A 23,279-nucleotide genomic window follows, 5' to 3' on the forward strand; every position below is an offset into this window, starting at 1 on the left:
GATAAACTAAATTAGTTTATCCTTTTCCTAGCTGAAAAACCAACTAACAGTTTCAATAATGGTCCCGAAAGTTAAAAAAATAAAACCAAGTTTTAAATTCTTATATTTTGTTAAACATACATCAGCAAGGCTGTGGTTTTGCCTTGCCATATCATTAATAAATTGTTTATTACTTACAGGATTTAAGCGATTTAAATATTCTTGACTACTAGGGAAGGAACCAATTCCACCCCAAGACATGTATGCGCTAGTACTGGTGGGATAATTTGGCCATAGAACTTTAAGAACGAAGATAAAACAAGCTATAAGTAATGGCGCTAATCCAATTAATAAACTATACTCGGCAAAAGATAAACCACTAAATCCAACGTTTTTAGCTGCATTCCCAAAAAAACCTAATAATACTAAGTTTGCTCCTAATGCAACCCCAGCTTTTGTATCTGCAAATTTAATATAGTCTCCAATGTAAACTAAATTATGTTTATGATAATCGTATAAACGATCACGTTCCTCTTTATTGGAAAAGTTCATTTAATTACTTCACCCCATACCAGAATTCGATTAAATTGCCACTTCTACAAAGGTCATTTAGCATATATTCAGGTTGATAATTTTCATTATTCCATTCTCTTTGGATAATCGGTTTGCACTGATTATCCATACCTATGTAATAGCCACCAGCTTTAACTTGTTTTTCTAATTTGTGTGCAACATTAACTGCATGACCTATTGAAATAAGTTCCTCGTGTCGGTCATTTCCGAATTTAGTTACGATTGTATCATCCCCATAGGTAAGAGTAAATCTATATTGACTTTTGTTCATGTTCTTTTTGTCACGAAGAAAACTGTCCATTTCTTTTATTGCTTTATAAGCTCTTATTATAGCGGTTTCCTTACTGACATTAACTGCCGGAAAGTGCATGCTTATTCCATCACCTGGAAATTTTTCGATAATTCCCCCATGTGTATATATGATATCACTCAAGCCCCTAAATAAATCCTGAGAATCTGCGGCATAATTTATTGCACCGTTGTTTCGAACACTTAGGGATGAACCTGCTAAATCAAATACAGCAGTAGCGGCGGGTAAAGCTGCAGCTAAGCCAATCATCCCATTAGGTAAATCAGTAATAGAAAATTGTTCATGTAATATATCTGCGGCATTTAAACTTTTAAAAATTATTTCTTCAGTCAAAGTCTTGTTAGGTAGGTTAACCATTTTTAGTTTTGTCATAACAATCTAAACCCCCATTAGAAATATTAAACTCACACTTCTTGAGTTTAAATATAAGTATATCAATATTTTGTAATTTTGGTAATGGTAAATAAAATATCAATTTTACTGTATAATGCTTATTATCTTAATTGAAGAGCGTTTTTTTTGTTTCTTTCCTTACACTGAAAATAAACACAATATAATAATATTATGAAAGGATGTGAAAAAACTCTCCTAACTTGTTTTTAACATTACTATTCACAAATAAATTACAATTGCATAAATAGTTACCTCTGTATTTACTTCACAACCATGTTTCTTTAAGTGGATTCATGGTAGTTTATATATGTAAATAAAGGGTGCAGGAACAAATTCACAGATTAAAATTGAATATTAATATTTAAAAAATATAGACCGCATTTTGGGGATATCTCTATGGGACAGTAAACGGCAATTATTTAAAAATCTATTAATAAAAATCCAAATTTCGAGGTGTTTACTGTTCTGTGTCGTTTAACCAATTATAAAAGAATTGAATGATTGGATTATCGTATTTTCTTGTACCGTTACGGAATGATATGCGATTAATTACGTTTTTGATTGCGCCAAAAATATATGCCCTTAAATTATTTATGCCACGTTTATTTCTTATCCCATTGACTATTTTGAAATACAATTTCTTATTGATTCCGTTTTTACGTGCAAATATATATTCCTCATGGATAATATCGTTTTGTAGGGAGCTCTGTTTTAGAGCGTCCTTCTTCTTGTGGAATGAATGTAAATACAAGCGAAGCGAATTGTTCTGATACATTGCGATTTTGTTCAATTTGAATTAAATCAGCACCTTTATCTTTAATTTTCTTTAAGTTGCGTGAAATAGTAGAAGCGGTAACATTACATCTCGTTGCAAGTGTAGAATTTTTCTGTGACACTGTGAACGAGCACTTTGCTTATGTTTGTTGAGAAATCGCCTCGATAATAGTTAAATAACGTAGATCCATTTTTAACGTTCAGTCGTTCAAGCAAACGTTTCTGAATTGAATTAATATAGTTTTTGATATACATAGTATTCTGTTTTTCATGTAGAAGAAACTTTGCTACAATGAGTCTTTCAAATAAACACTCGACAGAAATTTTTTTGGAAATTTTGCTAGTTTTTCGCTTGTGAGGTTGTCTATTTTTACGGTTTCTTTTTCAGTGAAGTAAGTTAAGGACACAAAAAAACTCCTTCATTCTTATTCAGACTTAAAGGAGGAGTTTCAATCAAAACTAGAGCGGTGCTCAACTATGGTTTTGATTAGCTATTAGATTTTTCAACACATGATACATAAGGTAATGATCCCGACTGGGTTCGAACCAGCGACCTCCACCTTGTCAAGGTGAAGGTCGTTTAAATAATCTAGTCTTCTCTTTGTATTATAAACTCCCAAAACTTCTTTAATTCCTCACGCTTTTGAGGAGTTGCATTTTTTATATCTTCAAACCATTGAGAAAGCTCAGGATCCTGTATGTCTGTAACTTGTCTCATTTCAGTTGTACCGAGGAGGTAATCAATTGATACTTCAAAGAAAGTCGCTAATTTTATCAATGTATTATAATCAGGTTCTCGATTTCCTTGTTCATACATTGCATATGTAGTTCGAGCAATCCCTAGTTGATTTGCCATGTCTTCTTGACGCAGTTTGCGTTCTTTTCGAAGAGTGTGTAGTCTAGTGCCAAACATATGCTACCTCCTTTTAGGTGTTTTCTATATCAATTATAACGTCACAATTTGTAACATTTAACAAAGTACACGAAATGTGTAAAAAACATTGATTTCATACTTATAATTATGTAATATAATCATAAGTTACACATTTTGTGACAAAGAAAGAGGGGGAATAATGAGGTTTTGGTTATTGGAAAAACGTAAAAATAAAGAGAAAACACAAGATTATGTTGCATATAAGGCAAGAATATCTAGAAGTATGTATGCAATGATTGAAAGTGGTGAAAGAAATCCAAGTGTTCCTGTCGCAAAGAAAATAGCTAAGTTACTAAATTTTGATTGGACTCTTTTTTTTGAAGATTAATGTCACGATACGTGTAATTTATAGAGGGATTTCATTTCTATATTGTTTTCCTAAAACGAAATAATTTATTAATTATTTTTAAGAAAATATGAAATAAGGGAAGTGTTTAAGTATGAATATGAAAACATTTGAAATGCGTGAAAAACGATTAGCAGAACTATTAGGTGCAAAAGTACTATGGGAATTTATAAGTGCTGTCACAGAGGAAATTGAAAAGCAGGAATTAGAGTCGACACCAGGATTATTAGAAGATCTATTCCTACATGTGAAAGAAACTATTCAAATTCAGAATATGAATCAACGCATAACAAAAGCCCCTGTAAAAACAGAGGTCGATGGTATAAATAAAGATACATTATTTATGGAAGCATACGTAGAACTAATTAATCATAAGTTTGTTATTTCTGAATTAGCTGTAGAGCTTTCATCTGTTCTAAAAGAATTAAATTATTTTGTTCAATCATCTTTGCCACAGCTTCAAAATAAGCTTGACTCTCAAGAACCTCAACCTGCTTCTCTTTAAGGAATTTTATTTCTTTATGCTCAAATATGTTATTTACGGATTGTCGGATGAATTTATTATCTATGCACAACGTATTGTAGAATATGCTTTATTTTAAATTGTATATGTGTGATATAATATGTAAATCATTTTTGGGGAGGAATTATTTATGAAGTGCAATAAATATAGTTGGGTACATTTAAAGAGGGAAAGCGTATCAATGACCCTATAAACTACGTCTACCCTTATTATTGGAGGGTAAAGTGTGAATTCATCTCATTCACATTCAATATTACGCCATAATCAAATTTTATTATGGCTCTGTGTTCTTTCTTTTTTCAGTGTTTTAAACGAAATGGTTTTGAATGTTTCATTACCTGATATCGCTAGTGATTTTAATAAGGAGCCAGCAAGTATAAACTGGATAAACACAGCATTCATATTAACTTTTTCTATCGGAACAGCTGTATATGGAAAACTATCAGATCAGTTAGGCATCAAAAAGCTACTCTTATTTGGAATTATAGTGAATTGCTTCGGATCAGTTATCGGGTTTGTTGGACACTCATTCTTTTCTCTACTTATTTTGGCTCGGTTTATTCAGGGAGCTGGCGCAGCTGCATTTCCAGCACTTGTAATGGTTGTTGTTGCGCGCTATATTCCAAAAGAAAATAGCGGTAAAGCATTTGGGCTTATTGGGTCCATTGTAGCAATGGGAGAAGGTGTCGGACCATCTGTTGGTGGAGTAATTTCCGAATATGCTCATTGGTCTTATATACTACTTTTGCCTGTTGTAACGATTATCACTGTTCCCTTCCTTGCAAAATTATTGAAACAGGAAGATGTAATAGAAGGAAGTATTGATGTTAAAGGAATAATATATATGTCCGTAGGTATTGTATTTTTTATAATGTTTACGACATCTTATAGAGTTTCCTTTCTAGTCGTTAGCATTATATGTTTCTTGATATTTGTTAAACATATTAGAAAAGTGTCTCATCCTTTTGTTAATCCTTCACTAGGAAAAAATATATCATTTATGATTGGAATCATTTGTGGAGGACTTATATTGGGAACCGTAGCAGGATTTATTTCTATGGTTCCTTATATGATGAGAGATGTCTACCAATTAAGTACTGCCACAATTGGAAGTGGGATTATTTTTCCTGGAGCCATGAGTGTTATTGTTTTCGGTTATATTGGGGGAGTGCTTGTTGATAAGAAAGGTTCTCTATTTGTATTAACAACTGGAGTTGCATTTCTTTCTATAAGTTTTTTAGTAGCAGCCCTTTTTATAGAAACAACGCCTTGGGTCATAACAATTATAGTAATTTTTGTTTTTGGCGGGCTTTCTTTTACGAAAACAGTTATCTCTACCATCGTTTCAAGAAGTTTGGAACAAAAGGAAACAGGTGCTGGAATGAGTTTGCTTAATTTTACAAGCTTTCTATCAGAAGGAATGGGTATTGCGATTGTAGGTGGATTATTATCGATACATTTGCTAAATCGAAAATTACTACCTATAAATACTGATCTGTCCACTCATTTGTATAGTAATTTGCTATTAATTTTTGCAGGAATCACAATTATGAGCTGGTTAGTTACAATGAAAATGTATAAACGCTCAAGAAGAAATATATAAAAGAGCCAAAGAAGTCATTTTTAAACGAATTTATTGTTATATTTTTTGGTAGTGAATATCTTACATCAAAAATTAAAAGATTTTAAGTATACCCTCGTCCTAATTATAGAACGGGGGTATACTTGTTTAAACTTTTAAACGTAAATAACTTCATTGTCGCTTTATTACGTGTATTTACATGGGAAATGAGCGGAAAGGATATCTTGCATGGCTTAGCTAGTATAATGGATAATTTTTTGGAAAGTGTATGTGGGTACGATAGCTTATGCAATTTAGTAAGTATGAGTAATTAAATTCATGATTTCTGCGCGAGCGGAGGGAGTTTGGTTCGCAAGGTGTCTAAAAATTCATGTGAAATTTAAAACTTCGGATCTCAGAGGTAGAGGAACATCTAGGGTTTTAGAGTATATAAGCCGTTTACAGGGGGGATTATTCCAAATGTACAGGCTTAATTTCGCTGATAACTATCTAAGTCATCACGAATTAGTTGTATTTTCATAGCCGGATACCTAAATTTGTTGTCACATGTATCAGTCAGTTCAGCCCACCAAATAAAAATGACCTTTTGAATTTCTTTTTCTTTTAATGTAGTTGTTTTGAGTAATTTTACTTTATTGGTTTTTAAAAGAAATTATTGTTATATTTAGCATCCAAATGTTATTATTGCTTTGGGTTATCGAAATATCAATTTATTATATTATTAGTATTTTTGATTGGAATGTTTAATAAATACATAGAATGTGAGGGAACTTTAGAATGTCTGATTTTTTGTCTTTAATTAGTTTTTTAGGAGCAATTGTCCTATTCATCATGGGTATAATGTCTCTTTTAAAAAGAACAGGTAATGAGAAGAAATGGTTTGGGTTAACTATAGGCTGTTTAATTTTATGGATGGTGTGTGCTCAATATAATGATGAAGATTCAACTAGTAAAGAGAAGCGGGAGCAGGTAGTTTCTGCTAAAGATAAAGAAACGATTGAAACTGAAAAAACAGCTGAAATAAAAAAAGAAGAAACCATGTATTTCAAATTAGAGAATATTGCATACGAAAAAGACAAAGATATTGTTACTGTTAATGCGAATACTAATATACCAGAAGGTACAAAAATAGGTGTTTCAATTAGAGATGAAACAACGAAAGAAATCTACGGAGGAAATGCGCCTGTTAAAGAAGGGAAATTACATGTTGAAATTGGGGACTATGAGTTTGTAGTAAATGGAACTTATACAATAAGTGTTTCTGTTCCAGTGAATGATGCAAATAATCAAGAATTTTTTAAGAAATATGGTGGCTACAAAAATATTCAAAACAAAGTTAATATAGAAGAGGGAAAAATAAAAGAATCTTCTTTTAATGCTAATGATTATGATATTGAGTTTAATAATTTAGGGAAGCTGGAGATAGCCAATGCTTATACTAAAGAAGAATCGGATAAAAAATCAAGAGAGAAACAGAAGCAAGAAGCTAAACAAATTCGTTATGCAGAACTAAAGAAAAACCCTGATAAATTTAAAATGGAATTTGTAAAGTATCAAGGTGAGATATTGCAAATAATGGAAAGTGGAAACTCTACAATGATACGATTAGCTGTTACAAAAGAGTCCTATGGCTATAATTCTAATGATATTATCTATGTCACTTATGATGGCACAACGCAATTTGTTGATAAAGATATAGTTACAGTATATGGAAGGGTAATGGGTTCTCATACATATGAATCAACAGCTAATTATAAAATTACGCTACCTCATATTGAAGCAAAAATTATAGAATAAGAGTTAGATATCGCATTTAAAAGAGCATTCGTGAGATTACTCTTTTTTCTTTTTGAGAGAATGGAAAGAGTTTATGCATCCTTCTTCAAAAAATGTCATTAACACCTCACCTCACACGGTTTGATTAGTATAATCGTTAATTTTATTGGAAAGTGTGCGCGGGTGTGATAGCTCCTGCGACATAGTAAGTATAAGTGAAAAAAATCATGATTTCTACGTGAAATGGGTGAGTCATACGTCATATAGAGTGTAGTGGTTAAAGGGCATAAAAAAATTTGCGAAAAAGCGAAAGATTGTTACTTTTGAAAGAGCAGATAAAACAAATAAGAGGAGAAATCCAAGCAGAAACAAAACGTGAAAAATGGAATGTCATCTAAAGGAAGTGACTGTTAGGTATATAGTGAGAGAGCAAACAAGTGATAAAGTGATTTATTTGTTTGTTATTACAACAAATTAGTTAAGAAAGAATTAAATACAAGTGGTTACTAAAATAGTGTCTTTCTTAAATTGTTCTCATTTAATGTACCTCATGTATCATACTTCTTATCTCATTTTTTCTAAGAGTCATCCCAGCTTTAGAAACTGTGCAACGGAAACCAAAGAAACATGAAGCCAATTAATATAGTAAAAGAACAATTTAAAAATATGTTGAGATTATAAAATGGTGCCAAGAAAGGATTGCTCATTTTATGCTTCTACAGTTCATACAATAAATTGATGAATTTCTAAAAGCGGAACCATATTTGGAAATTTAGGTTGATGGTGAGTGAAGTAAAGATGCTTGGTGTTGTGAAAAATTAGGTATTTTAAAAGGGGATTTTTTATGAAGAATGAACGAGTAGTAACTTGTAATAAAAAAGAAAGTATTGCAGTCGTTACAATTCAAAATCCACCAGTCAACACTTTAAGTTTAGAAGTAGTTCAACAATTAGTAGATGTATTAGAGGAAATAGAAATTGATAATGATATTTCAGTCGTAATTATAACTGGAAGTGGAGAAAAGGCCTTTGTAGCAGGAGGGAATATAAAAGAATTTCCAGATTGGATGGGCAAAGGTGAAAAATATGCCGAGATGAAATCATTAGAATTGCACCAACCTCTTAAGCAACTAGAGAATCTGTCTAAACCGACTATAGCTGCTGTTAATGGGTTAGCGCTAGGTGGTTGTATTATAGATTTATAATCTTCTTGCTCCGCTGGTGTTAAGCATATCAGTTGGCATTCTAAGAGATTTAATTGTACACATCCCATTATCTTTAAAAGAGAATATTCCTGTAACCATCTCATGACCTGCCTCATGGTCAATTCTGTGTACAAATAAACGTGTTCCAGCAGGAATTACAAATAGAAAAGGTGTTTGACCAGTAGGGGTCATTTCTATTTTTAAATCTTTTTGCGTGTCATAAAAATGTCCAACCTCAAATGCACGAAATTCATTTGAATTATTATAATAGTTATATGGATATAGATTCTGATACATAAATCTAACCTCTTTCTTTTTGTAAATTTATTTAATACATTAACCTATATATTCATTAATTTAATTTGTGTATAGGCTAAAACATAATAATAGGGAAAATCGTATGGGGGGATGGATTTGATATTTTTACAATGGATTACATATTGCCAGTCACTGCCGTCTGATAGAAATAAGAAAGTAATTTTCGTAAGTAGTTTGATGTCGTTGTTTATTGAAGAGCGGTAATGAAAAATATACAAGAAATGAGCGTTATTAAATTTATGGAAAAGCAGAATTTTTCTAGCGACAATTAGACGTCAACAAAAACAATTTTGGCAAGACAAGACGGAAAATCACGATATCAACTTTAAATAGAATGATAAAAGCACGTGCAGCCTAAACATGTGCTTTTTTTTGCATATTTACATGGGAAATGAGCGGGAAGGACATTTCACACGGTTTGATTAGTATAATCGTTAATTTTATCGGAAAGTGTGCGCGGTGTGATAGCTCCTGCGACTTTGTATCTTCCTATGAAATGAAAGATGGTATGTAGTGTTTATTTTAGTATACATTTTAAGTTGGAAATTCGATGCTTAGGGCAAATTAAAATGCCCAATTACCTTAATTGAAAAGGAAAGAGAAACGCTAAGCGTAAATGGTCAACACGTAAATTACCTAATTAAAACAGAAGGGAATTACATATTCTTAACATGTGTAATTATGGAATTTAATCAAAATACTTCGAAACAATTATTATCTTTGTGTTATATCGTGAAAGATAATGTATTACCTTTACTATCTATAATTTGATTATAGATAGTAAAGGTATATTACGAAATATTCTTATGGGAGTTACCGGTTTAAGTTTAATTAAGTAAAGGGATAGAGCACTGTAAAAAATCAACATAGATAAAATAGGGTTATATCTTGTATACGTTTAATTCTCTGATATCGGAGAAAGTTTTTTTGTTAGGCAATCCCCCAATTTTGAATAGACAATCATCTAACACATAGACAGCAAAATATAATACCGTGAAAAATACATTAAAATTGAGGAGTGATTGTCTGTGTATTATCCGTATAACCCGTATTATCCACCTTATACTTATGACGATGGTATAACGAATCGTACAACTGGTCCTAATTCAGATTTATACCAGGCTGGTTATCGAGACGGCTATCAAGCTGGTTATCAAGATGCGCCACAACCTGGGCAATATGTGGGAGAGGAAACGTCCATTAGACAAAGCTATCCACTAGTTGTCCGGGGAGGTGGCGCTCTTAGTTTTAGTGCGCAACCGGGAAATCAACAGGGAGATTTCAATATACTTGAGTTGTTTTTCAGGGGAGGGAAAAGACCAGCACCTTCAGGATTAGCTCCTGGCGAAGGTTCTTGGGTTGATCGTGGACTGAGTGAAAACGAGCCGACCGTTATTCACCAGTGGGTTCCCGCGGGCGTTACATCTGCCCGTTGGTTCGATGATTTAAGGGACCCAAATAAGTACTGGACATTCTATGTTTATAATACCGGTCAGGGAGTAATGAGAGTAACACACTCATTTCCAGGTAAACCGTTTTAGTTATAGGTTTTAAACGTATATACCATCGCCCTAGAATTCTTAGGACTGGAGAGTATAGCAATTGTGAACATACACTTGTCTTTAATAAAAGATTGATAAAGATTAGTCCCCTTTAAAAAAAGAAACTGCACATGCCTTGAATGGGAAGTACAATCTGAAATAGATTCAACCTTCGTTGGGATAATGGCTCGCCCATTACAGGATAATAATTTTAACATACGGATGAGATATTACACAGGCCTCTTCATAAGTAGTCGGAATAGGAGCAGCTCATACTTCATACGCAACAAAGATAAAGGCTAAACGGCTTATTCTTATTACAACAAAACAAGGATCTTAACCTGGTGCTACCTGGAGGATAACACTAGGTGCAAAAGTACTATAGAACTTATCAGTGCTGTAACAGAGAAAATGGAAAAGTAAGAATTAGAGTCTACTACAGGTTTATTAGAAGACATACTCGTACATGTGAAAGAAACCATTCAAATTCAAAATATGAAATCAACGTATAACAAAAGCCCCTGTAAAAACAGAGGCTGATGGTATAAATAAAGATATATTATTTATGGAAGCATATGTAGAATTAATCAATTATAAGTTTGTTATTTCTGAATTAACTGTAGAGCTTTCATCTGTTCTATAAGAATTAAATTGTTTTGTTCAATCATCTTTGCCACTGCTTCAAAGTGAGCTTGATTCTCAAGAACCTCAATCTGCTTCTCTTTAGGGAGTGATTGAAGTATTTCTTTTATTTCTTTACAATCGTATATGTTATTCTCCGAGTCTTCAATTAATTTATTGCGTCGATTGGTGTATTCAAGTGCACCTAAAGTTGCTAATGCGCGAGGATCTAATCCTAGAATTTCCATGTATTCCTCTCCTTTCCTCTACAGTAATTCGATAGGGGAAAGGAGATTCCTTTAATGATTTGGTAAATTGTGAAAGGTGACACTTATGTTAACTTGAATATCTTTTACTAACTTATTCTGTATAAAAAATAGCTGCACTCAAGTACAGCTAGTCTTCTTCACGAATTTATATGGCCTCGATGACAAATTGAGATTGAGGTATATAAAGTAATTGGGCTGCTAAGGAAGTTGTTGTATTAGCAAATGGACATGCTTCCTTATAAAGAAATTTACTATACACTATTTCATTCATTTCAAAGGTCGTATACAGTTTTTTAAGGATTTTTTGAGAAATTTTATTTGTGCAAGCAGCAATAAAATCAAAATCTTTTTTACTTATCTCTTGAATGGCATGTGAAAGAAGGGTAGTGACTATACCACTTCCCATCCAATCTGGATGACAAGCGCCCATATCTAGATAGACCAATTTTTCTTTCTCTAAATGAGAAAACTCAATAGATTCTGTCTCTAATGTATCTAAAAGTTGAAAAATAGGTTCCATTTGCGGGCATAGTTCAATCGCTTTCTCTGTATCTATTAGTGGCTGGGTTACTTTTTTTGTTAAAAGAACTCCAACAATTTGAAAATTTTCTATTGCTACAAATGACATAGCTTGAGATACAGCTTGTTTCATCATTTCTTCGCACATTTTGTGAAAAGGAGCAAAAGGAATTTGTAAACTGCTTACAAGAGGTTCATTATTCACAAAAGAATGTGCAAGCAAATGTGCTGCATCTTTCACGTGGTGTGTATCAAGTAGCTCTATATTCATATGTTTTTCCTCTTTCCTGATATAGTGAATAGTAATTAAAAGGATTAAAAATTTTATTTCATTTAGTTAAGTTTAACTATTAAAGCGCTAACAAATATGCTTATGAAACATATGAATGAATCTGTTTAGTAGCAATCGAAATATGTTCATAAAGAAATTCTACGATCTCATCTATACATTCAACAGTTGTATATGGAGAGATAGAAAAGAATTTTAATGTAGAAATCGGATTTCTATCATAACTGTTTATTACATCTACTACACAAGAACGAGTTGTATCACCAAAAAATACTTGATCGCGATTTTTTCCTAGGTAATTAAATAGTACTATATTTAATCGGTTTGTATCCTCAATTTCTTCCTTTGTTGCAAGGCCTATTCGTTCTTTTTCCCAATTTTCTTGGCCATCTCCATTCATATAGAAACGAAAAGTTGTAATTGGTCCATATGTAAAATCATTTGTAATTGCGACTTGAGGGAGGGCCTTGCGCAACTTCTCTCTAAATAATAGATTTACACGAATATAATTTGCTAATAATTTTTGATATCCTTCAATTCCAAAGGCTAATAGATTGATATACATCGGAATAGCACTACCAGATCGTGAACATTCTAAGGTATAGCCTGTATGATAACTTCCATATGACCTATTACCAAGATAAGGTGTGTCATCTTGTTCAATGTCCATCAGCTGTAAATCAGTATGATTTTTTACGATTAAAATACTTGAAGCATAAGGTGTTTGTCCTAATTTATGAAAATCAAAACATACACTATCAGCAAGTGCCATGTATTGCATTTTATCTTGTACGTATAGTAAAGCATTTTTTAAGTTAGGTTCAAATGAAAGTGGATTTTCTTCGAAATTATAATTATTAAAGAAACTATAGAATCCACCCATTGCAGAATCCGCATGGATATAAATGGGTTTTAATTTATATTTTTTTTGTATTGCTTCAGCGCTCTCTTTAATTTTTTTTATATCATCAATGGTAAAAGTATCTGTTGACCCCATAGTAGCTAGAATATAAAGGGGGATACCGCCATTATTAATAACTTGTATCATTTTGGCCTCTAAATCATCTATATCCATAGAATTTGAATAAGGATCAGTTTTCACTTTAATTAAGTGATTTGATCCAATGCCAGTTGCTTCAGCTGACTTTAATAAACTATAATGTGCATTCTCAGAAGCAAAGCAATATACATTTTGTGGAGCACCATATTCTTTTGCTAATGGGAATTGTTTAGAAATTGCTAAACGTAAGCTCGAAAATACACAACCTTGTCCACCCCATGTTGTATAACCACCGCTATTATGCGGATTATAACCAATCAGTTTTGAAAGCATGGATACAACTTTTACTTCTGCTTCTGCTGCCCCTGGGCCATAGACATCCCAAACACCATTACCATTTAAAAGAGCCATGGTTAGTTGACCCAATAATGACGGAATACTTGGTAGTGGTACGGCGTTCGATAAGTAGTATTTATTTGGATAAGGATGGCCATTCATAAATTGGTTTAGCTCTTCTATAACCTCAGACATAGTGATGCCAGCTAGTGGAATATGACTTTGGTGAATTAAGCCATTGTAGTATCCTTCTGATTTTTCCTCACATTTACCTAAAGTAGCTCGCTCTTCATTTTTTAATTGGTCAAGATTTTTAATTATTTTCTGCATAGATTCTAATAAAAGTTGTTGTTTTTCTTCATTTCCGTCAACGCTCGGAAATAATTTTAAAATATCTTGCATGCAGTCACTTCTCCTTGTGAAAAACTGGATTTTTATTTTACTTGGTTAAACATAAGGGTGTAATAATTTGTAATTGTCCTTTTGAATACTTAGAAATGAGGAGCTATTTAGAAAAAAATGTAATTCCATAGAAGATTATATGAATTATAGAATTTAAAGTAAAGAAAAATTTTTTGATTTATTTCAAAAAAATTAATTGTGAGATAATGAAGTTTCTAAAAATATTTCTGAATTAATTGTTTATTCGGTTTGCATGATGCCCTAGCATGTATGCAACTAATGTAGTAGGTAATTTAATCTAATGTAGAACTATTATAAGGTAGTTGAATATAAGAGCTCAACTACCTTATAAACTGTAGATATTGTTGGAAAAAGAGAAAAAATAGGGTGGAAGTGTTAAAGATATGTTCTAGTTGAGAAGAAGTAGTAGTATGGATTTGGTAGAAGAATCAGCATAATTTTTGTAGGTGAATAATGATCTGATCAAAGCTTTTTAATGAATTCAATTTCATTATCTAATAATAATGGGCGAGTTAAGTGTGAAGAGTTTTCTTCAACCTGATTAGAATTTTTTGCACCAGGAATAGCAACTGAAACGGCTGGGTGACTTAAAACATAACGTAAAGCAACTTGCGCTAAACTTCGATTTGAACGTACAAGTGAACGTAATTTCTCTACTGTGTGTAAGCTATCTTTAAACCATTTTTCTTTTGGCCAATCTTTTCTTAAATCCTCGTCTGGAAATTGAGTTTCATGATTAAATTTCCCAGTTAAAATTCCCATCTTAAGTGGACCTCTTATCACAGCACCTAAATTATGTTTTTCAATATAAGGAAGGATGTCTTTTTCAGGTTCTTTATTCAAAATACTATAGTCGAATTGTACGACATCTAAATCATTATTCTGATTAAAATGTTTTATATAATCTAAATCATTAGTAGAAACACCGACGGCTCTCACTTTGCCAGCTTTTTTTAAGGTTTGGAAAGCTTGTAGAAAGGCTTCTGTTTCTTCAGGTTTATCCCACCAAATATGACAAAAGTATACATCTATATAATCCGTTTTAAGCCGCAGTAAACTAGCCTCAAACGCATCAATGATCTTTTGAGGATCTCCATAAACGGCTGGTTGATTTGGGTCATAATGATGACCAATTAATCCACCTTTTGTAGAAAGAATAATATCCTGTCTACGATTATTTATAGCTTTTGCAACTAACGTTTCACTATGACCTAATCCATATACATCAGCAGTGTCAATAAAATTGACCCCTAGATCAATTGCTTTCTCAATTGCATCAAGTGATTCATTATCTTTTACTGCTCCCCATTCATCTCCACCAATTGCCCAAGAACCGAATCCTATTTCTGAAACTATTAATCCCGTGTTACCTAAAAATCTATATTCCATTATGTACGGACTCCTCCTTTGCAGCTTATGTTATAAGAAGTATATCTAGTGACCAGTTGGAATATTCTTGAATTTATTTTCGGAGTATAAATTAGACTATTTCCTTTAATAAAATATGTAAGATTGCTGTATAAAAAGAAATTAGAATTATTAGTGAAATGGTTTTTTATGCTTAAATTGAATAAAAGTATGAATTGATACAGTATAAATATGAGTTTTATTCATAATTTTAATAACTATGCAATAAGCGAAATAAATGTTGAATTTAGTCGGAAAATATAGATTTACAAATTGCAGAATGTGTACATATAGTTGTAACTGTAAATATTATCCGTTTTTAAATATTTATAAAAGGAGAAATTCATATGAAAGAAATACAAAAGAAATATGAAATTGTAGAAGAATTGGATGTAACAGTAGGCCAAGAAGCATTATGGATAGCTCATCAAATGGAAATAGAAAAAGGAATGAACAATGAACCGATTATAATAAAGTTAAAAGGAAATCTTCAAATAGAGGTTTTAAAGAAAACGCTTACTACGATAGTGCAATCACATCCGGCGCTACGTACAATATTTAAGAAGAGGGATGAAAAAATAAAGCAATTAATTCAAAAGAATGTAGAATTTGATATACCAATTAAAGATTTAACTGCTTTTAAAAACACAGAACAAAAATCTATTTTAAAAAATTTCTTAGAATCTATAGTGAATGAGAAATTTAGTTTAGAAGAGGGGCCTTTGTTTAAATTCCACATTATTAAATTCAGTGAAGATACATTTGTTTTACATTTAATGTTTCATCACATTATTTATGATGGATGGAGTTTAGGAGTTTTCATCCGACAATTATCCAATACGTATGGTGAATTACTTCAAGGGAAGACGAATGTAGAATTTGAATCTCCTTATAAGAACCTCGTAGAGTATGAGGAGGGTTTTATTGATAGTGCAATATATAAAGATGGATCATCGTATTGGAAAGATTATTTACAAGGTGAATTAACTCCTACAGAGTTTCCTATTGATTTTAATAAAATGAATGAAAAAAGATATACAGATAAAAATATAAGTAAGAATATTAATTCGGATTTATTTTATCAAATACAATGTTTTGCTAAAAAAAATAATATAAGTATTTATCGAGTAATGTTAAGTACTTATTGTACCTTGCTTCATCAAATGACAAATGCTGAAGAGATAATTGTTGGTATTCCAATTAATACTAGACCACATACAGAAGAACGAAATACTTTTGGCTATTTTGTTAATACAGTACCTATACGTATAACAATAGAAAAGGGAGAAACATTTAGGGGAATACTTAATAAAGTGAATAAATCTATTCATCTAGCTATTACGTATAAACATAATCCATACTCACATATAGTAAAAGATTTAAATCTAAATACAAATCATAATATGGTATATTCCACAGCATTTAATACGATGAAGATACCAGAATTAAAAATTCCTGATATTGAGTCAACAGTTTTAACAGATTGTAAAAGAGTAAATCCTTTTAATATGACTTGGAGAATAATGCGATATGAAGGGGAAACAGAGAATAAAATTGAGGTTGACTATAACTCAGCATTATATAAACCAGAGAGTATTAGTGATTTAGTCGAAAGGTATATATATTTGTTACAAAAATTAATGAAGAATGTGAATGAACCTATTCATTCATTGGATTTGCTTTTAGAAAAAGATCATCGTCTATACAAAGAGATGAACTCAAATGCTCTTACATATCCTAATTCAAAAACATTAGATCAATTAATCGATCTACAAGCATTAGAATCGCCAAATCAAATAGCGATTTCAATGGGGGACAAATCCATTAACTATTATGAATTACAGCAAAGGTCAAATCAAATAGCGAATTATTTGCGTGAAAATGATATAAAAAAGGGACAGCGTGTAAGTATTACTATGGAAAGAGAGATTGATACCATTGTATGGATTCTAGGTATCCTAAAATCAGGTGGAGTTTATGTACCAATTGATCCAAAGTTTCCTAAAAAAAGAATAGAATACATCTTAAAAGATAGCGAAAGTCAAATGATTATTACGAAGAAAGAATACAGGGAATTGGTTGAAAGTTTTGCGATTCATACAATTTATCTAGAAGATTTTCATTATGCTAATTCTATAGAAAATATTGCACCTACACATACCATAGAAGATGCAGCTTATATTATCTACACGTCAGGTTCAACGGGTTTACCAAAAGGAGTCGTTGTACCACATAAAGGCGTAATTAATTTATCATATTCAGTAATCAATACATTTCATTTAGGAAAAGAAGATGTATTTTTACAATTTGCAACGATCATTTTTGACGCCTCCATTATGGAAATATTTCCGATTTTGCTATGTAGAGGGAGAATGCATTTAATTTCTGAAATCGAAAAACGTTCAGCAGAGGAATTTATAAATGTAATTGAGAAGAATAGTATTACAAATGTGGTTTTACCAACTGCGTTTTTTAAATTAATAGCTGATATGCCAAAAGAAATGTTACTTAAATTAAATTCTGTAAAACGCGTATTTGTAGGAGGGGAAACTTTACCTGCTGAATCAGTTCGTAAATGGCAAAGTAAATTAGGGTTAAAGATTCCAGTTCTTAATGCATATGGTCCTACTGAAACTACTGTATGTGCAACGATGTATGAAGTAAATGGTGAGATACAAAAAGAAATCTCTAATATCCCAATAGGTAAACCAATTGCTAATAGTGAAGTTTTCGTGGTTAGTCCGTTCAATACATTATGTCCGTCAGGTGTAGTAGGTGAGTTATTTATTGGCGGTGATGGAGTTGCCAACGGATATTTAAATCAACAGGAAAAAACAAAAGAGGCGTTTATTTCTTTCGGTAAATCCTATAATTATGATAAAAAGATGTATCGTACTGGAGATTTAGTACGTCTTTTACCGAATGGAAATTTAGAATTTATCGGAAGGAAAGATAATCAAGTAAAAATACGTGGGTATCGAATTGAGCTGGATGAAATCGAAGGAACATTATTTAAACATCCAGAGGTGAGAGATGCTGTAGTATTCACTTATCAAAACGACAAAATCGTTAGTTTTTATTTATCAAAAGACAATACAGAACTAAAACAAGAGGCATTAAAAACATTCTTAAGTGAAAGTTTACCAGATTTTATGATGCCAAATTATGTATTTCACCTTGAAAGTTTTCCTGTATCACCAAGCGGGAAACTAGATAGAAAAAAATTAGAATTACAAATCCCATCTTTACTTGAAAACATGCAGAAGCAATATGTCCCACCAATAAGTGAAACAGAAAAAAGATTGGCAAAAACATGGGCAGAGATTTTAAATTTAGGGAAATATAGAATCGGCAGAGATGATGACTTTTTTAAACTTGGGGGACATTCATTAATTGCTGTGCAAGTGTTAAATCAAATTCAAAAAGAGTTTCATCTAAAAATTGAAATTAGAGATATTTTTGAGCATACAACGATTGCTAGTCTGTCTGCTTACATCGATAAATTAATGGCAGTAAATCATGATAGGGAAGAACAGGAGACGCAAGTATTAAAAGTTGCAGATAAGGAAAGTTATCAATTATCAAGTGCTCAAAAAAGAATCTGGTTTTTAAATAAGTATAACGCCATTAATAGAGTATATGATACACCACTACACATATATATTGAGCCGAGTTTAAAAAAGGATATTTTACAAGATACCATAAGGTTTTTAGTTGAACGACACGAAATGCTACGAACAGTGTTTATTGAAAGAAATGGGGAGCCTAGACAAGTCATCTTAAACTCAATAGCGATTGATTTGATTCACGATGAGATTGAACACATGTCTAAAAAAGAACAACAAGAATATATACGTACAACAATAAATCAAACGGATCATACACCATTTGATTTAGAAAATGGACCTCTTTTTAGGATTAGAATTTTTAATCTCGATAAGAAAAAGTCTTATTTATATATCAATTTACATCACATTATTACAGATGAGTGGAGTGTAAGGAATTTATTAGATGAATTAATGAAGGTATATAGTGCCTTTGCAAAACGTAGAAATCCTGAGTTGCGAACTATCTCTAATCGATATGTAGATTATGCTGAGTGGGAACAGGAGCAGTTAAATTTAGGTCGGTGGGATACGGAAAAATCTTATTGGATGGCCGAACTTGCAGCACCTCTTCCTATACTAAATCTTCCTTTAGATTTTAGTAGGAATCGTCAAAGTACGAATAAGGGTACAGTATTTGAAATGAAGTTAGATAATGAAATGAAAGAGTCTTTGAAACAAGTATGTGAACAAGAGAATGTTTCTATGTATATGCTATTTTTAGCAGCGTATATTCAATTGTTACATTATCTAACGGATCAAAAAGATATTATTGTAGGTACACCGGTTGTTGGAAGGAATCATCAAGAATTTGAACAAATACAAGGATTCTTTGTAAATACCTTAGCGATTAGAACAAAATTGAATGATGTGAAAAATTTAACACAGCTATTACAAGTAGTGAGAGAGAAATGTTTGAATTCATTCCAAAACCAATCGTACCCATTTGATAAAGTAATTGAGCAAATAAATCCTGATAGAAGCTATGGAAATAATCCGATCTTTTCTACTATGTTTAGTTATCAGAAAGATATTCTGCAGCAACATGATGCGTATAAGCTTCAGTTGTTACCTAATAAACAAGATATTAGTAAATTTGACATTTCTTTAGCTGTTGAAGAAGGATTGGATTATGTAGGGATTTCATTTGAGTATGATATTAATCTTTTCAAGGAAGAGTCAATTAATAGGTTTACTCAAAATTTACTTACTATACTGGACGCCTTTATTCATCAACGAACAGTAGCATATGAAAATCTTTCATTCCTATCACAGGAAGAAGAATCTTTATATAAAAAGGTAAATCATACAGAAAGACCCTATCCTTATTTTCAAAATATACAGGAGCAATTCCATATGCAAGTAGAGAGACATTCCAATCGGATTGCTATAGCGACTGAAACGGAATCTTTAACATATAGACAATTAAATATGAGCTCTAATCAAGTAGCTCAACATTTACTCGAAAAAGGTATAAAAAGAGGAGATAAGGTAGCCATATTTTTAGATAGAAGTATGAATAGTATCGTTTCTATGCTTGGAATATTAAAAGCCGGTGCTGCCTATATACCAATCGATGTAAAATACCCTGAGGATAGAATAAATTATATAGTTCGTGACAGTGAGGCATGTAGAATTATAACGAGTAACAAATACAAAAGTCATTTGAATGTAAGTAATTATCAGGTTTCAATAATAGAGGATATATATCGTACGACTATAAATGATGATGTGAAAATTTTAAATAAACCAGATGATTTGGCATATGTAATTTATACTTCAGGATCAACAGGTAAACCAAAAGGTACATTATTAACACATAAAGGAGTATTAAATTTAGTTGAATGGAGAAATGAAGTATTTCAGATTTCTTCAAATGATAAAGTAACACAGTTTTATTCCCATAGTTTTGATTCTTCAGTATCAGAAATTTTTTCTACCTTGTTAAATGGGGCGGAACTATATGTATTAAGTGATGAACAGCGCTATTCAACTGTCGCATATGCTCAAGCCATTCAAGAAACACAAGCAACTATTTCTGACTTACCAACAGTATTTTTCAATGAATTATCGACTTCATTAACGAAACTGGATTGCGAAAAGATACGTTCTTTAAGATTTATAATAATGGGAGGGGAAGCTGCATCAACAAATGCTATTAGAAGTTGGCAAAGTACTTTTAAAGATCAAGTACAGCTGGTAAATGAGTATGGCCCTACTGAAGCAACTGTCTCAGCAATGTATTATTTCATACCAGTCTTAGAAAGCGAAAATAATCTTTTAGGAAGCGTACCGATTGGTATTCCAATTTCTAATACAAAGGTTCATATATTGAATTCATATATGCAACCCTGTCCGGTAGGGGGCATGGGTGAATTATATATTGAGAGTTTAGGATTGGCCCAAGGGTATTGGAAGCAGGAAGAGAAAACAAAACAGGCATTTATTTCAAACCCATTTTCAGAAGATAAGAGTAAAAGATTATATCGAACAGGTGATTTAGCAAGATGGTTACCAAATGGAAATATAGAATTTATGGGAAGAAAAGATAAGCAGGTTAAAATTAGAGGGCACAGAATTGAATTAGGAGAAATAGAAGATGCAATGTTACAACTTGATGGGATAAGTCAGGCTGTGGTAACACAAACGAAAGATGGAATGTTACTGCAAGCTTATTATAAAACAGTGGACGGTATAGGGATAGAGAAAAATAAGTTAGCTTTCCATTTATCAAATGTATTGCCAGAATATATGATCCCTAAATATTACTCTCATGTGTTAGAAATACCAATAACGGCGAATGGGAAAATTGATTTTGAAAAACTACCAGAAATAGAGTTTGATCATGAGCAAAACGATGAGTGTAAAATTAAACCTCAAACTAAAGTGCAAAAAAACATTGCAAAGGTATGGTCTGAGGTTCTAAACATAAAATCTATAGGTTTAAAAGATGATTTCTTTAATTTGGGTGGACATTCGTTAAAAGTTATGCCGGCATTAGTTAAATTAAAACCGTTATATCCTAACTTGAAAATTCAAGACTTCTTTAAGTATAGAACAATAGAAAATTTAGCCTCTCATATTGAAGAGATGGAAGATATATCGTTTAAGAAAGAGAAAAATATGAATGTAGTATGTATGGAAAATGAAGCGAAAGCGACTCCTGTTTATGAAACAACTAAATCAGAAGAAAGTGAATTAGATATGGTGAATTATCCAAAAACAGTTTTCCTTACAGGGGCAACAGGATATTTAGGAGCACATATTTTAGAAAGGTTATTACAGTTGCCATCTACGACTATTTACTGTTTAGTAAGGAAAAATGAGGATCAAGTAATTGGTGCAAAGTTAAAAGAAAGAATGGAGTTTTATTTCGGTAAAGAAATCTTCCAAAAGTTGAAGGAGAGAGTAGAATTAATTGAAGGAGATTTATCTTTGATAAATCTAGGTCTAGATTCAAAGCAATTGGATCATTTAAAGAAAAACGTAGAATCAATCATACATTGTGGTGGAGAAGTTAGACACTATGGCGAACGTGAGCATTTCCAAAAGGTAAATGTTGAGTCTACAAAATACTTATTGGAATTAGCTAAGAACACAAATGTGCGTTTTCATTATATATCGACTTTAAGTGTAGTAGGTCAGGCTGAAAGCGATCCAAAAGAATTTGAATTCTTTGAGTCTGATTTTGATAGAGGGCAAAATTTAGATAATCTGTACCTAGAAAGTAAGTTTCAAGGCGAGAAAATGGTCAGAGAAGCAATGGAAAAAGGAGTTCGTGCCACGATATACCGTGTGGGGAATTTAGTGGGTAACTCTAAAACAGGTAAATTTCAATACAATATTAATGAAAACGCATTTTATAGATTATTAAAAGGGATATGCCTATCTAGCATAGCTCCTGACGTTAATACGTATGTAGATTTAACGCCTGTAGACTATGGAAGTTTAGCTATTACTGAATTATCTTATAAGGCCAATACAGTAAATAAAACCATGCATATTTGTAATCCAAATCAGCTTAAATGGGACCAATTTATTAATAGTTTACAAGCTTTTGGATACGATATCCTGTTAATGAAACAAGAGAAGTATATAGAGAAGTTTTTTAATACGAATCTAACTACTGATGAACAGAAAGCTTTAGAGCTCATAATGCCTTTATTAGAATCTGTAGAAGAGCTATCAGTAGCTATACCATCTTGTTTATACACGCAAGGATATTTGAAGAATGTACATTGTTTAGAGCCAAATCAAGAGTATATCAATTTGTTATTAAATTATGCTATGAGTATAGAGTATTTACCATTAATTAAAGAACCAATACTGTTGTAGTGTACTCTAACGATTTTGAACAAAAGGGAAGAAGGGTTTCACTTCGAAACTTTTTATTTAAAAATCTTAATTATTTGAGTACAAAAAATAAAAGATTGTATAGCGAAGAAGTAATAATGAAAAAGAACCTGTTTTCCATGGAAAACAGGTTCTTTTTGGGGGTAAAGATAACTTAGGGGTACGGAAAAGATTCCTTCCCAATATGATTGGGATCGTACTATC

At 31.9% G+C, this 23,279-nt stretch carries 16 protein-coding genes and 1 pseudogene; 8 read left to right on the forward strand and 9 right to left on the reverse strand.

Going from position 1 to position 23,279, the window contains the following annotated elements; translation table 11 throughout:
• Positions 1–27: 27 nt before the first annotated feature.
• From MRP26_RS21855 to MRP26_RS21870, 4 genes are all read right to left on the reverse strand, one after another.
• Positions 28–531, reverse strand: coding sequence for a Pycsar system effector family protein (locus tag MRP26_RS21855; protein ID WP_168409601.1), 504 nt, complete (start codon positions 529–531; stop codon positions 28–30).
• Between the two features lie 4 nt (positions 532–535).
• Positions 536–1,234 carry a hypothetical protein gene (locus MRP26_RS21860; RefSeq protein WP_242806947.1) on the reverse strand — a complete coding sequence of 233 codons (699 nt, stop codon included), beginning with the start codon at positions 1,232–1,234 and terminating at the stop codon, positions 536–538.
• A 698-nt stretch (positions 1,235–1,932) separates the two neighbouring features.
• On the reverse strand, positions 1,933–2,151 hold the full coding sequence (locus tag MRP26_RS21865) for a hypothetical protein (protein WP_242806949.1): 219 nt from the start codon (positions 2,149–2,151) through the stop codon (positions 1,933–1,935).
• A 467-nt stretch (positions 2,152–2,618) separates the two neighbouring features.
• Positions 2,619–2,942 (reverse strand): helix-turn-helix domain-containing protein, encoded by a 324-nt coding sequence (locus MRP26_RS21870; protein WP_084065901.1) that lies wholly within the window; start codon positions 2,940–2,942, stop codon positions 2,619–2,621.
• A gap of 160 nt (positions 2,943–3,102) precedes the next feature.
• Here MRP26_RS21870 and MRP26_RS21875 point away from each other — a divergent pair, with 160 nt between their 5' ends.
• The 6 genes and pseudogenes from MRP26_RS21875 to MRP26_RS21895 all read left to right on the forward strand — a co-directional run.
• A complete protein-coding gene (locus tag MRP26_RS21875; protein WP_168455217.1) occupies positions 3,103–3,291 on the forward strand; it encodes a helix-turn-helix transcriptional regulator in 189 nt (62 codons plus the stop codon).
• Between the two features lie 112 nt (positions 3,292–3,403).
• Entirely contained in the window at positions 3,404–3,814 is a 411-nt protein-coding gene (locus MRP26_RS21880; protein WP_242806951.1) for a hypothetical protein, read from the forward strand.
• Between the two features lie 148 nt (positions 3,815–3,962).
• Positions 3,963–4,025 carry a tetracycline resistance efflux system leader peptide gene (locus tag MRP26_RS31105; RefSeq protein ID WP_141551094.1) on the forward strand — a complete coding sequence of 21 codons (63 nt, stop codon included), beginning with the start codon at positions 3,963–3,965 and terminating at the stop codon, positions 4,023–4,025.
• Positions 4,026–4,058: 33 nt separating this feature from the next.
• Positions 4,059–5,435 carry a Tet(L)/Tet(K)/Tet(45) family tetracycline efflux MFS transporter gene (gene tet, locus MRP26_RS21885; RefSeq protein ID WP_242806953.1) on the forward strand — a complete coding sequence of 459 codons (1,377 nt, stop codon included), beginning with the start codon at positions 4,059–4,061 and terminating at the stop codon, positions 5,433–5,435.
• Positions 5,436–6,191: 756 nt separating this feature from the next.
• Entirely contained in the window at positions 6,192–7,211 is a 1,020-nt protein-coding gene (locus MRP26_RS21890; RefSeq protein WP_001279317.1) for a hypothetical protein, read from the forward strand.
• An 823-nt stretch (positions 7,212–8,034) separates the two neighbouring features.
• A pseudogene (locus tag MRP26_RS21895) lies at positions 8,035–8,376 on the forward strand (enoyl-CoA hydratase-related protein); the annotation flags it as partial.
• A gap of 12 nt (positions 8,377–8,388) precedes the next feature.
• Here MRP26_RS21895 and MRP26_RS21900 read toward each other — a convergent pair.
• Complete coding sequence (locus tag MRP26_RS21900; RefSeq protein ID WP_000284559.1) at positions 8,389–8,691, reverse strand: hypothetical protein; 303 nt, start codon at positions 8,689–8,691, stop codon at positions 8,389–8,391.
• Between the two features lie 1,049 nt (positions 8,692–9,740).
• Here MRP26_RS21900 and MRP26_RS21905 point away from each other — a divergent pair.
• A complete protein-coding gene (locus tag MRP26_RS21905; protein ID WP_242307515.1) occupies positions 9,741–10,253 on the forward strand; it encodes a hypothetical protein in 513 nt (170 codons plus the stop codon).
• A gap of 602 nt (positions 10,254–10,855) precedes the next feature.
• On the opposite strand, the gene MRP26_RS21910 is transcribed toward MRP26_RS21905, so the two are convergent.
• The 4 genes from MRP26_RS21910 to MRP26_RS21925 all read right to left on the reverse strand — a co-directional run bounded on the left by MRP26_RS21910 (position 10,856) and on the right by MRP26_RS21925 (position 15,099).
• Complete coding sequence (locus MRP26_RS21910) at positions 10,856–11,122, reverse strand: hypothetical protein (protein ID WP_241754050.1); 267 nt, start codon at positions 11,120–11,122, stop codon at positions 10,856–10,858.
• 166 nt (positions 11,123–11,288) lie between these two features.
• Positions 11,289–11,933 carry a hypothetical protein gene (locus MRP26_RS21915; RefSeq protein WP_242806954.1) on the reverse strand — a complete coding sequence of 215 codons (645 nt, stop codon included), beginning with the start codon at positions 11,931–11,933 and terminating at the stop codon, positions 11,289–11,291.
• A 100-nt stretch (positions 11,934–12,033) separates the two neighbouring features.
• Positions 12,034–13,689: a pyridoxal phosphate-dependent decarboxylase family protein gene (locus MRP26_RS21920; RefSeq protein WP_242806956.1), complete on the reverse strand. Its 1,656-nt coding sequence runs from the start codon at positions 13,687–13,689 to the stop codon at positions 12,034–12,036.
• A 483-nt stretch (positions 13,690–14,172) separates the two neighbouring features.
• A complete protein-coding gene (locus tag MRP26_RS21925) occupies positions 14,173–15,099 on the reverse strand; it encodes an aldo/keto reductase (protein ID WP_242806958.1) in 927 nt (308 codons plus the stop codon).
• A gap of 365 nt (positions 15,100–15,464) precedes the next feature.
• Here MRP26_RS21925 and MRP26_RS21930 point away from each other — a divergent pair, with 365 nt between their 5' ends.
• A complete protein-coding gene (locus tag MRP26_RS21930; protein ID WP_242806960.1) occupies positions 15,465–23,057 on the forward strand; it encodes a non-ribosomal peptide synthetase in 7,593 nt (2,530 codons plus the stop codon).
• The last annotated feature ends 222 nt before the right edge of the window (positions 23,058–23,279 follow it).

It is taken from the genome of Bacillus sp. CCB-MMP212 (assembly GCF_022748145.1).
In the GTDB taxonomy this organism is placed as follows: Bacteria; Bacillota; Bacilli; order Bacillales; family Bacillaceae_G; genus Bacillus_A; species Bacillus_A cereus.